The organism is Donghicola sp. XS_ASV15, assembly GCF_041224595.1.
Lineage (GTDB): Bacteria > Pseudomonadota > Alphaproteobacteria > Rhodobacterales > Rhodobacteraceae > Donghicola.
The window spans coordinates 103,100-115,977 of record NZ_JBGFGN010000116.1 but is presented as its reverse complement, the minus strand read 5'-3'; the positions used below and the strand labels follow the sequence as shown (position 1 = coordinate 115,977).

The 12,878-nt window shown below is 59.7% G+C and carries 7 protein-coding genes; 4 read left to right on the top strand and 3 right to left on the bottom strand.

What is annotated here, in order from left to right; genetic code table 11:
* Positions 1–194 precede the first annotated feature (194 nt).
* The 4 genes from AB9K37_RS06270 to AB9K37_RS06255 are packed head-to-tail and all read left to right on the top strand — an operon-like array spanning position 195 to position 2,790.
* Positions 195–941 (top strand): energy-coupling factor ABC transporter ATP-binding protein, encoded by a 747-nt coding sequence (locus AB9K37_RS06270; RefSeq protein WP_369836108.1) that lies wholly within the window; start codon positions 195–197, stop codon positions 939–941.
* Complete coding sequence (locus AB9K37_RS06265; protein WP_369836107.1) at positions 916–1,527, top strand: energy-coupling factor transporter transmembrane protein EcfT; 612 nt, start codon at positions 916–918, stop codon at positions 1,525–1,527. The genes AB9K37_RS06270 and AB9K37_RS06265 overlap by 26 nt, the downstream gene beginning before the upstream one ends.
* A gap of 37 nt (positions 1,528–1,564) precedes the next feature.
* Positions 1,565–2,107, top strand: a complete 543-nt coding sequence (locus AB9K37_RS06260; RefSeq protein WP_369836105.1) for a biotin transporter BioY — start codon at positions 1,565–1,567, stop codon at positions 2,105–2,107.
* Positions 2,104–2,790: a nitroreductase gene (locus tag AB9K37_RS06255; RefSeq protein ID WP_369836103.1), complete on the top strand. Its 687-nt coding sequence runs from the start codon at positions 2,104–2,106 to the stop codon at positions 2,788–2,790. Before AB9K37_RS06260 ends, AB9K37_RS06255 begins: the two co-directional genes overlap by 4 nt.
* Here AB9K37_RS06255 and AB9K37_RS06250 read toward each other — a convergent pair.
* The 3 genes from AB9K37_RS06250 to AB9K37_RS06240 all read right to left on the bottom strand — a co-directional run bounded on the left by AB9K37_RS06250 (position 2,777) and on the right by AB9K37_RS06240 (position 12,612).
* A complete protein-coding gene (locus AB9K37_RS06250; RefSeq protein WP_369836101.1) occupies positions 2,777–3,874 on the bottom strand; it encodes a thiolase family protein in 1,098 nt (365 codons plus the stop codon). The genes AB9K37_RS06255 and AB9K37_RS06250 overlap by 14 nt on opposite strands.
* Complete coding sequence (locus tag AB9K37_RS06245; protein WP_369836099.1) at positions 3,871–5,028, bottom strand: AMP-binding protein; 1,158 nt, start codon at positions 5,026–5,028, stop codon at positions 3,871–3,873. The genes AB9K37_RS06250 and AB9K37_RS06245 overlap by 4 nt, the downstream gene beginning before the upstream one ends.
* A gap of 150 nt (positions 5,029–5,178) precedes the next feature.
* Positions 5,179–12,612 carry a LamG-like jellyroll fold domain-containing protein gene (locus tag AB9K37_RS06240; protein WP_369836097.1) on the bottom strand — a complete coding sequence of 2,478 codons (7,434 nt, stop codon included), beginning with the start codon at positions 12,610–12,612 and terminating at the stop codon, positions 5,179–5,181.
* Positions 12,613–12,878 lie beyond the last annotated feature (266 nt).

Here is a 12,878-nt window from a genome sequence, read left to right as displayed (position 1 = left end):
AACCTCACAGAATTGGCCTGACGGCCAATGCGCCTTGGACCGGGCTTGCTATATGAGGGCCGCACGCTCCAAGGCGCTCGCCCCAAACTGGCCGACTTTTGCTCCGCCACAATGGCCGAATTTTACTCCGCCGTTGACATTCGGGGAAATTCTGCATATGCAAGCGCGGAAAAAGGGCCGATAGGATGGGGGAGATGTCCGGAAAACTGCCGCTCAGTACGCCACCTCAGATCACCCTCGAGGCCGCAACGGTCCGTCGGGAGGGCAACCGGATTCTCGAAAACCTGACCCTGACGGCCCAAGAACGCCGCATTGCGATTGTCGGGCGGAACGGATCGGGCAAGACGACGCTGGCGCGGGTTTTGGCAGGCTTGCAGCCCTGCGACGACGGGCGCGCCTTGGTCAACGGGACGGATCTGGCGCGTGATCGCAAAGCGGCCCTGCGCACCGTTGGCATTATTTTCCAGAACCCTGACCATCAGATTATCTTTCCCACCGTGGAAGAAGAAATCGGCTTTGGCCTACAGCAACTGGGACAGGACAAATCCACGGTCGCGGAAAACACCGCTGAAATCCTGTCGCGTTTCGGCAAGACGGCTTGGGCCAAGATGCCCACTCATTCCCTGTCCCAAGGGCAAAAGCAACTGGTGTGCTTGATGGCAGTCTTGGCGATGAACCCAGCGGTTATTCTGCTCGATGAGCCGTATTCGGGGCTGGATATCCCAACGCGGATGCAGTTGATGCGTTATGTGGATCAGGTGGATGCCACGGTGATCCAGATCACCCACGATCCGGCGACCGTTCGGCACTTTGATCGCGTGATCTGGCTGGATGACGGCAAGCTGCGTCTTGATGGACCGGCTGACGCGGTTCTCGACGCTTTCGAAACGCAGATGATCACATGGGGAGAGGCTGATGATCTCGCTGACCTCACCCGTTGAGATTTGGGCCCACCGCGTTCCTGCGGGGCTGAAACTGGCGGTGTTGTCCCTGGCGACGATGGTGCTTTTTGCGATCGACAGCCCGATCTGGCAGGGGGCCGCGCTTTGCGGTGCTGCGGCGTTGGTCTGTAGCGGCGGATGGCGCTTTGCTGCCGCGAACCTGCACAGCCTGCGGGTTCTCTGGCCGTTCCTGCTGCTTTTGGCCGTCTGGCATGGTGCGACGGGGCAAGTGAGTGAAGGGGCGGTCGTTGCGCTGCGCTTGCTGACGGCGCTGATGCTGGCCAACTTTGTGACGATGACATCGCGGCTCAGCGATATGGTTGCGGTCGTTAGCTTTTTGACGGCGCCCTTGCGAAAGCTGGGGTTGCCGACCCGTGCTTTGGAGTTGTCGATCGCGCTGGTGATCCGCTTTACCCCCGCCATCGCGCAAAAGGGCGCCCAACTGTCCGAGGCATGGCAGGCCCGTTCAACGCGGCGGTCACGTTGGCAGATTGTGATGCCACTTGCCGCGAGTGCGCTGGATGATGCAGAGCATGTCTCCGAAGCGCTGCGGGCGCGGGGCGGTATTGCCGCCACTCAGAAATAAATATGCGAACACTAACGAACAGGAAACGGAAGCCGGTATGGAACGCTCGATTGCTATGATTGCCCTATTCGCCGCCCTCATTGCGGCACTGGGTCTGATCCCGAAATTCACGCTGGCCTTTGGCGTGCCGATCACCGCCCAAAGCATGGGCGTCATGCTGTGCGGTACCGTTCTGGGTGCGCGTCGCGGTGCATTGGCCGTGCTGCTGTTCCTTGTGCTGGTTGCTTTGGGGTTGCCGTTCCTTGCCGGTGGTCGCGGCGGTCTTGGTGCTTTTGCCAGCCCGTCGGTCGGTTTTCTGATCGGCTGGCCCGTTGCGGCATTTGTGACCGGCCTGATCGTGGAGCGGTGCACCGCCAATCTGGCGCTGGTTGCCTCTGTCGCGTCGATCGTGGGTGGGATCATTGTGATGTATGTCTTTGGCATCGTCGGGCTTAGCGTGATGCTGGACAAAACTCTGGTTGATGCGACGCTTCTGGTCACCGCCTTTATCCCGGGTGACGTAATCAAAGCGGTTCTGGCTGGCTTTATCACCGCAGGTCTTGCGCGGTCGCGTCCCTCGAGCGTGCTGTCGCGCTCGTGACCCTGTCGCACGTTGAGAAAGCGCTACTCGCGCGCCATTCGGTTCGGGCCTTTCGGCCCGATCCTGTGCCGCGTGCGGATGTTGAGCGTATCTTGCGTGCAGCGCGGAGCGCCCCCAGCGGGGCGAACCTGCAACCGGGGCGATTTCATGCCCTGACGGGGGGGCCATTGGCCGACCTCAAGGACGCCTTGGCCCAAGCCATCGCCACTGATCGGCCCATGGTGTCAGAGTATAGCTACTTTCCCAAACCCATGCCTGCCGCGCTCAAGGCCAAACAGCGTGCGGCGGGATATGCGCTTTATGCGGCGTTGGGGATCGAAAAACGCGACCTTGCGGGGCGAAAAGCGCAGTTCGCGGCGAATTACCGGTTCTTTGATGCGCCGGTGGGACTTGTGGTCACCATCGATCCGGCCATGGGCAAAGGCTGCTTTATGGATCTGGGGCTGTCGCTGATGGCGGGGCTGCTCGCGGCCGAGGATATGGGCTATGGCACCTGCGGAATTGGCGCGCTGGCAAATTTTGCGGATGTCGTTCACGACCATCTGGCGCTGGACGACACCGAAATGGTCGTCTGCGGGATCGCTTTGGGCAGACCGGATCCAGAGGCACCGGTGAACGCCACGCGCACCGAGCGGGACCCTTTGGACAGCTATGCGACCCTGAGCGGCTTTACCGAGACATAAGGACGGCGGTTCCCAGACCACCGGCCGCTGCAATCGCGGCAATCCCTGTCCCGCCGGTGTTCCGCAATTCGTGAAAGAGCCGCACAGCATTGATCGCCCCTGACGCACCAATTGGATGACCGCGGGCCAATGCGCCGCCGCCGCGGTTCACGATCTCGGGGTCGATGCCCGCGCCGCGAATGCACGCCAACGCCTGAATGGCGTAGGCTTCCATGATCTCTGCTGTGTGTAGCGCGCCCGCTGGGACATCCGCCTGATGCAGGACGTTCCGGATTGCCGCGATTGGGGCCGTACCGGGCATGTCGGGCCGGTCCCCCAAAGTTGCGCCGGCGCGGTACACCATACCTGCATCCGGCAGTCCTTGGGCGATCGCATCGGACACCATGACCACAAACGCTGCGCCATCTGCGGCGACAGCTGCATTTGCCGCGCTGATCGTGCCGCACAGACGCGGGGCGCGGGCGGCCAGCGCTGGCCGTAGATTTCTGGCGAAGGCATCCCGGTCCAGTCCGTTGAGCGGCAATATCTCTGCGGAATGATCGGCGGCCAAGGCGCGGGCGTGGCTGCGGACGGCCCATGCGTCCTGTTCGCCTTGGGTGATCCCGGTCTCTTGGGCCAGTGTGTCGGCGGCGGCGTCCATCTCGGGATCGCGGTCGGCAAACGGAACAAACGGCGGGCGATCATAGGCAACGGGATCCCCCCCATCCGGATCTGTGCGCAGCCTTATGGGCCTGCGGGAATAGGACTCCGCGCCCCCTGCGATCGCGACCTGTGCCTGACCTGACGCGATCAGCGCGGCCCCCAGAATCAGCGCATCGAGCCCGCCGCAGCATTGCCGGTCGATGCTCAGACCCGCCACGCGCTCTGGCAAGCCCGCCGCGAGCGCGATCATCCGCGCCGGATTGCCGCCTGCCCCCAAGGCATTTCCGACGATCACTTCATCCACCATTTCTGGTGAGAGCCCGGCGTCCGCCAAGGCTGCCAGTAGCACCGGAGCGCCAAGCTCGTGCACAGTGAGCCGCGAGAGTGCGCCGCCTCGGGGCGCGACGGGGCTGCGTTTGGCCGCGATGATGTGCGCTGTCATGTCTGATCCTCTAGCCAGATGCCGATGGCGCTCAGGTCCGGTTTTCCCGCAACCGTCAAAGGGAAATCCTCGTGCCAATAAAACGCTCGCGGCGATGCCAAGGGCCCAAAGTGCTGGCGGCACGCCTCTCGCAAATCTACGGTGCCTTCGCCCTGGATCACAGCAACCAGTACGGACCCGCGCACCGGATCCACACGGGGCATGACGGCGCAGTGTCGAACTTGCGACCAACCCAGCAGATAACTCTCGATATCCTCGGGAAAGACATTTTGGTCGGCAATCGTGACCATCCGGTTCTTGCGGCCCAAGACAGTCAAATGTCCGCGAGCGTCCAGACGGCCGATTTCCCCGACGGCCAGATAGCCATCTGACCAGCGCGTCTCATCGCAGCCGCCATTTGCGTATCCGTCAAAGAGATAGGGACTTTTGACCCAGATCTCTCCGGTTTGGCCCTGCGGGGCATCAATGCGGATCGAGACATGGGGATAGGCTTGCCCCACCGACCCTAGGGGCGTGCCGCGCCCACCCCAAGCAATAAAGCTGGTTTCCGAAGCGCCGTAAAATTCCCGAAGCTGCGCGTTGGGGCAGGCCGACTGGATCTGTTCAAAAAGCGCCGCGTCGAGACGACCGCCGCCGCACAGGATGTTGCGCAGAGATGGCAGGTCGATGCCCGTATTGCAGAGGAGCCGCAACTGTGTCGGCGTCGTGTATAGAACCGTGATCTCGGCGTCTCGCAGGGCGTTGGCTTGTTCGCGCGGACGCAGGCCCGAAAAGCTATGCACCTCGGTTCCCAGATGCGCCCCTTCGAGCACGCCATATAGCGCGAGCGAATGGGCGATATCCCCAAGGACGCCGTACTTGTCTGCACCTGTCAGACCAAGGACGCTCTGGTTCACATCAAAGCTCGCAATCCAAGAGGCATGGGTGCGTCGGATCGTTTTGGCTGGCCCCGTGGTCCCGCCAGACCGCGTGTAAAACAAGGCATCCGACGTATCGGCGACGATGCTGGCCTCCTCTGGCCCAACCAAGAACGGGCGGGCGTCTCTGACCGCGTGCTCTAGCGCAGTGATGGATGGCCAGGATCCGCGCCCATGCACCATGACCCCCTGCGGGCTGCGCCACGCAAATCGCAGGTCATGGGGGGGAGGGGGCATCGGGGTCTCTTTCACAGTCAGAATATGCGGCAACTATGCAGAAAACCGCTCTGACTGCGAGAGGATATCGGCGGGGCCGCGCCCGCTAAATGTTTAGAAACGCGCGCGGCCCCCTGTGCCGGCAGGCATATCGGGGCCGCGTGATGGGCCTTAGACCAAGTCGGGCAGGGCTGTGAACAGCCGCTGTTCGTCGAGCAAAGCACCGTCCATTTCGACTTCGAGGATCTGCCCGCCGCTATCTTCGAAATAGTCGAGTTCAATGGCGTAGAAACCACTTTCGCTGAACACAATCTGGGTATGGGTGGTGTCGGACCCCCGCAAACCGGCGTATTCAGCGACCACTGTGCCCCCGATCGTCATCGAGAACCCGTCATCGCTGGTGACGTCAAAGGTGTGGGTGCCTGCCTCTACGAAGATGAAACCATCCATCGACAGGCCAAAGGTCTCTGCCACGGCGGTGCCTTCGCCGCTGATGGACGAGCCTCCGCTTTCGACAAATTCCTGAACCGTGCCATAGGAGCGTGACGAGAATTGCAGCTCGTCCGCAACGAATTCGAGCGCGGCGTCGGTCCCTGCGATGGTTTCGCGGTAGTCCGCGATGGACCCCAACGTGCTGTCCACATCAAAGAGCGCACCGTTCAGGCCATCGCCGTCCGCTGCCGTAGTTGCGGCAAGCGCGATGGTATCAACGGTCACCGTGCGGTCGTAGGTTCCGGACTGGTCCAGATAGGCCATTTCAGCGGTGCTGAAGGCGGTGTCATAAACCGAAACGGCTTCGATCGTTCCTTCGAATGCGTTCCAAGGCCAGATCTGCCCTTCGGAGCCCATGCTGAACGAGGCCCCCAGCATCAGCTCATCGTCAATCTGGCCGAAATCAATGCCCGGATTGACTTCGACATCTACAGCGGCGCCGTTCAGATAGATGCTGACGCTGTCACCGTCGTAGCTGACTGCCGCCGTGTAGTCGGTGCCGGTCTCAATCGTGACGCCCTCGCTCTTCAGGCTCAGCAATTGACCGTTCTGGCCTGCCTCGAGCCGCAGATCTCCGTTCTGCACATAGAGCCGGAAGTAGCCGTCCGTGTCACCCCAAGCGCCCCGCTGGAACAGAGTGAGCTTGCCGGATGCGTCATCTTCCAAAGTAAACCGCGTGACGACCGACCCTTCGCCGCTGTTCGACAGGTAGCGCAGTTCGGCATCCTGTTTGTTCTCGATGCTCAGGTCTGTCCGAGAGAAGAGGGGATCGGCGTCAAAACTCTGTGCGTCGATGGTTTGGCCAGCCAGACTGCCATTCGACAACTCTGTGGCCAAGAGATCCGACAGCCACACAGCAACATCAGACAGACGCTCGTCGGTGCCGCCCGTTTCGGTGACAACACGGTCCCATTTGTAGCCAAAGCCCAGATTATAGAGGCCATCCATCACTGTGCGTACGGCGCGTTCACCATATAGGGCCGTTTGAGCATCCATTGCCTGAGTGAAACCGGAACTGCTGTCTCCGTTCAGGGCTGCCCAAGTGGCGCTATGGTTGTCCTGAATATATGCCGACATTTCCTTGAGATCTGCCGTGGTCAGGGCGCCATCGTCGGCAGCGTTGGTCGCGATGATCGCCTCGAGGAGCAGCGCGTTCAGCCCATCGGCTGCGCGCGCGGCATCGGCGATTTGATCTGTCCCAAGTTTGTTCTGGAGTTGATCATCGTTGGTGATCAGATCTACCAGATCATCCAGACCGGTCCCGGTCGAGCCTGTGACATAGGGGGTGGCGGAGTCGCCTGTCACCAGAGAGCCATCCAGAAGCTCTTGTTCCAGCGCCGCCTCGAGCCAGTATGCCACATCGGTCAGCTTCTGGTTGCTGTTGCCATCCTCGTTGATCAGGCGACCGGACGTATTGTAGCCAAAGCCCAAGTGGTAGACCCCGTCGAGAACGGTATTCACCAGATTTTCGCCGTAGATTTCGGCTGTTGCCCCATCGTTCTGGACCAGATGAAAGCCGGTTTCGACCCCGCTTTCGTCATCACCATGGGCGATCGCAAAGGACGACGTCGCGCTGCCGCCGTAATAGGTCTCGGCGATGTAGTCCGAAAGAACACGGATGTCCGCCGCGCTAAAGCTGCCGTTGCGCGCAATTCCGGTCGCCATAATGCCGTCGACGATCATCGCATTGATCTGATCAGCGTATTGCGCCCCTGTGGTGATCTCTGTGACCGAAATTTTCTGGTTCAGTCCGATGTCCGCAGGGATCAGGTCGACCCATTGGTCTAGCCCTGTCCCTGTTGTGCCGCTGACCACGGTGACGTCCGCGTTCATCAGATTGGTCATGTCATCGGCGAGCAGCGTGTTCAGCCAATCGGTGACATCGGCGATGGTCTGGTTGCTGTTGCCATCTTCGTTAATCAACCGGCCCGAGGCATTGTAGCCAAAGCCCAGATGATAGATGCCATCGGCGACCGTGTTCACCAGATTTTCGTTGAACAAACGTGTGCGCGCCCCATCGTTCTGCACCAGATGGAAACCGGTCTCTTCGTTGTTTTCATCATCCCCGTGCAGGGTTAGCCAGATGCCGTCATTGCCGTTCACATAATTGGCTTTGATGTACTCGGCCAAACCGCGCACTTCGCTTTCCAAGAGTGTGCCGTCATTGGCATAGCCAAGCGCCTGAATGCTCTCGACAATGATCTGGTTCATGCCGTTGGCAGCGGCGGCACCGTCGTTGATCTCGGCCAGTGTGATCCGCTCTTGCAGGCCCAAATCCGTACCGATCCCGCCAACCAGCAGATCCAGTCCCGTACCCGTGGTGCCCGTCAGCACCGGAGATACGGCCGTATTGGCCAGCGTCGCTGCATCTTCGGACAGCAGATTGGTCAGCCATTCGCCCACACTGTTCAAAGAGGCATTCGCATTGCCGTCCTCGTTAATCAGGCGACCAGAGGCGTTGTACCCGAAGGGCAGGTGGTAAATCCCGTCCGCAACAGTGTTGATTGCGTTCTGAGCGTAAAGCCGTTCGCGCGATCCATCGTTCTGGATCAGGTGGAAGCCCGTTTCCTCGGCGGCCTCGTCGTCGCCATGCGCCTCGATAAAGGTCGCAAGACGCGTGGCGTCTGCACGGATCCAGTCTGACAGACCCGCGACCTCGGCTGCCGTGATCTGACCGTCATTGAACAGACCGAGGGCTTGAATGCCTTCGATGATCAGGGCATTCATGGTGTTCATGGCCTCTGTTCCATCGATCAACTCGCTTTCGGCGATGTTGCGATTCAACTCAGGGCTGGCAGCTGCGATCTCGACCAAGGCATCCAGTCCGGTGCCGGTGGTCGCACTGACTTCGGCGACCACCGAAGATGCCAGAGTCCCGTTTGCCAGATCATCGGCCAACAGATCATTGAGCCAATAGGTGACTTCTTCGACCCGCGCATTGTTGTTACCGTCCTCGTTGATCAGTCGGTTCCCCGAGGAATAGCCAAAGCCCAGATGGTAGATGCCGTCCGCGATTGTGTTGATCGCATTCCGCCCAAAGGCATAAGTCGATGCGCCGTCGTTCTGAACCAGATGGAACCCGGTCTCGACGCCGGCCTCGTCATCCCCGTGAAAGGCGGTCCATTCTGTCAGGCGGTTCGCGTTGATCCAGGTCGCGATGTCCATCACTTCGCCGGTGGTGAGCGCGTCCCCATCCGCAGCGCCCGTGGCCTTGATCGCCTCGATGATAATGGCGTTCATTTCGTTCACGGCGTCGATTGCTTCTGCCCGCTCGGCTGCAGTCGTGCGGCGGGCCAGACCGTCATCGGATTCGATCCACTCGATGATCTGGTCCAGTCCGGTCCCGGTTTGCACGGGGCCGTCCACAGTGATTGGCGATCCGGCCTCATAGGCTTCGACGCTGGAATAGAGGCTGGAGCTGTCCAGAACTTCGCCGTCCAGCGAGACTTCGAGCACCTGAGCGCCGCCGTTATCGTAGTAATAGAGATCGACTTCGTACAAGCCGGCCTCGAATGTCTGGGTCGTGCTGCTGGTGGCCGCCGAACGCGGCGCAACATAGGCCAAAATCTCGGTTCCGCCGATGGACAGAGAGAAGCCATCGTCAGAGCGCACAGCAAAGGTATGCTCCCCGCCATCAAGCCAGACATAGCCCGTGGCATGGAACCCGATCTTGTCCATCGCGGCCGCGCCATCGCCCGATGTAATCGCCCCGCCGTCGCCCAAGAAATCCGTCAATTGCTGGTTCTTGGCGCCTGAATAGGACAACTCCGTGAGGGTACCCACATGCGAGGGCGCATCCTCGGCTTTGACCAGTGCGATCAGGCTGTCAACGGTTTGGAAGTTGGAACTGACGTCATAAACATCGAGATTCAGACCGTCTCCGGCCCGTCGAACGGCCTCGACCCCCAGCGTTTCGGCCTCGGGCGGTGTTTGCGCTAGGGCGGTGTCCAGCCCCGCGACTTCTTGCTGGGTTAGGTTCCGGTTATAGAGCTGTACAGTCTCGATCACGCCATCGAACTGGTTCCCATCGGTCAGGCCGTCATTCCATGCCCAAAGGCGCGACTCTCCGATCGCGATCGGGTTGTCGTTCAGGGTCCAATCGATCTGGATCGTGCTGTCCTGAATGGCCAGTTCCCCGTCGATATAGACCTCTAGGCCATCCGCACCGAAGTTCACGACAAGATCCGTGGATTGGTCCGCGCGGAACATGCCTGCGGGGGAATAGACCTTGTAGGTTTCGTCTGCCGCCGCTGCGATCACCTCAATCTTGCCTGCGATGACGGAAACGGTCAGGTGGCCGCCATCCTCGTTGCCGCGATAGTCCTTGGACACGAGTGTGCGGCGCGTCCAACCGTCAATCGACTCTGCGGTAAAGGTGATGGCGATCGCGCCTTCGGACAGCTCTTGGCTGGCGGTATGGGAAATCAGGGTCGCCGACTGGCCCTCGCCCATCTCGACGGGGCTATCGAGTTCCAGCACGAGCGCGTCGGTAAAGGTCGCGGGCGAGACGGCCAGAAGCGCGGTATTGATCAAGCTACCGTTTTCCAGATCATCGGCGAGCAGCAGGTTCAAGGACTCTGCAACTGTGCCCACGTGCGTGGTCCAGCGATTGTTTTCGTCATAGACCGAAGTGTCCCAGCGGATGTCGTGCCCCAGCGCATAAAGGCCGCGTGCCACGTTATCAAGGCTCAGCGCCCCACCCACGAGCGAGGTGCCGCCTTCCCAGCGCAGTTTCAGGAAACCGTCGCTGTCGGTGTTGTCCTCGCCGATCAAAGCGTCCCATTCGGTGATCGCGTTTTCAGCGATCCAGTCGCTGATAAGGCGCACGTCGTTGTCGCTGATTTCTCCGTTGTTTGCAGCACCCGTCGCGCGGATGGCCTGCAACAGGATGGTGTTCAGGCCATCCATGGCGTTGGCCGCTTCGGCCAGTTCCGAGACCGAGAATTTATGGGCCAGACCTTCGTCTGTCATGACGTTCTCGACCAGAATATCCAAACCGGTGCCGGTGGTCGCAATGTCATAGGGGTCTGCCGCGCCGACCAGCGCGCCGCTCGCCAGATCGTCTGCAAGCAGTGCGTTGAGCCAAGACGCCACGGTGTCGAGGCCGGCGTTCCGGTTGCCATCCTCGTTGATCAGGTTCCAGGCGGAATAGCCAAAGCCCAGATGATAGATCCCGTCTGCGACCGTGTTGACTGCGTTCTGAGCAAAGAGCCGCGTGGTCGCGCCGTCGTTCTGAACCAGATGGAAGCCCGTTTCCACTCCGGCCTCGTCATCGCCATGAAGGGTGATCCAGTCCGCAAGCCGGTTGGTGTTGATCCAGTCTGACACCTCGCGCACGTCCGCCGCAGAAAAGATGCCGTTCGCAGCAACGCCTGTTTCCTTGATGGCCTCGATGATGATGGCATTCATGCCTTGCGCCGCTTCCATCCCGTCCAATATTTCGGACAAGGGCAGGCGGTTGTTCAACTCCGCATCCTCGGCGATGATCGAAACGAGCTGGTCCAACCCTGTCGAGACAGGGGTCTCTGCCGCTGCATTCTGCCAGTCAGCCAGGTCTTCGGACAGCAGTTCATTCAGCCAGTAGGCCACGCTTTCGATGCGGGCATTCCTGTTGCCATCTTCGTTGATCAGGCGGTCGCCGCTGGTGCCAAAGACCAGATGGTAGATCCCGTCCGCAATCGTATTGACCGCGTTCGCGCCGAACAGGCGCGTGACCGCGCCATCATTCTGGACCAAGTGAAAGCCGGTCTCTGTGTCGTTTTCGTCATCGCCATGGGCCGCAGTAAAGGCGGCGCGGTGGGTCTCGGCAATCCAGTCGGACAGGGCGACAATTTCAGAGGATGTCAGCGTGCCATCCGAACCAAGCCCAAGGCTTTCGATGCCCTCGACGATGATGGTGTTCATGGTATTGGCTGCCGTGGCACCGTCGTTCAGATCCGCGTCAGAGATCGACTGGCGCAGGCCCTCGTCCTGAACAATCAGGGTCACCAATCGGTCCAGCCCTGTGCCGGTCGTTCCGGCAACAACCTCGGACACCTCTGGGTTGGCCAGTGTTTCCATGTCGTCGACCAGCAGACGGTTCAACCAATCCGCGACATCCTCTAGACTGGCGTTCTTGTTTCCGTCTTCGTTGATCAGGCGGCCTTGGGTATAGCCGAAGACCAGATGATAGATCCCGTCGGCAACGGTGTTCACGCCGTTCTCGCCAAACAGGCGGGTGTTTGCCCCATCGTTCTGGACGAGATGGAAACCTGTTTCCACGCCGTTCTCGTCGTCTCCGTGGCTCGTTATGAACGCATCAGAGTGATTTTCGGCAATCCAGTCGGACAAGGCCATGACATTGGAAGCCGAGAGACTGCCGTCATTCGCAAGACCAAGCGCTTTGATACCGTCGATGATGATCTCGTTCATCGCATTGGCGGCTTCGGCGCCACCTCTTAGGTCGTCCAAGGGCAGGCGCTGGTTCAGCCGTTCATCGGTGAGGATCATTGCGACAATGGCATCAAGGCCGGTGCCCGTGGTCGCAAGGGATGGCAATGGGGTGTCCGCGGCAAACACGCCGTCAGCGACGTCCTTGGCCAGAAGGGCATTCAGCCAGAACGCGGCATCATCTACCTGAGCATTTCGGTTTCCGTCCTCGTTGATCAGGTTGTTCCCAGAGGTCCCGAAACCCAAGTGGTACAGCCCATCAAGAACAGTGTTCACCATGTTTTCGCCAAACATGATGGTCGTCGCCCCGTCATTCTGGACAAGATGAAAACCGGTTTCGGTGCCGTTTTCGTCATCCCCGTGTGCGTCAATCCACACAGCGCTGTAATTTGCTGCTATGTGATCGGACAACGCGAACATATCGGGGGTCGAGATATCGCCATCCGCCGCAAGACCCGTTTCATGTAGAGCATTCACAATAATGGCGTTCAGTTTCGCCATTTCAGTGACTGCGGTTTGAATTTCTGCGGTGTTCACACGGGCATTGAGCCCCTGATCCTCTAGGACCAGAATGAGCAGGTTATCCAGAGCGGTGCCTGTCAGCAAAAGTCCGTCCGGAGCGTTTGTGCGATCTGCAATGGTTTCAATATCAATCGGGTAATCAACATACGTGGCGAGCGACAAGGCGGGCTCCGTCGGTTTGCATTAAGCGTCTGGGATTCGTGCAAAGATTGCATTCTTGCAGATAGGCTTACCGCAAAACGGAAATCATGAAATCTCAAAATTGTATTTATTTGTGCGTTGGTGGTGGTTTTGCTTTGAGAACTTTGGGGGATTTTCGGACAGGCCCCGACTAATCGTAAAATTCCATCAAAGGAAAAGCCGAATGAAATTGATAAATATCTCTGAAACGTAATTAAAACTAAATAATATCAGGCGCCGCAGCATTT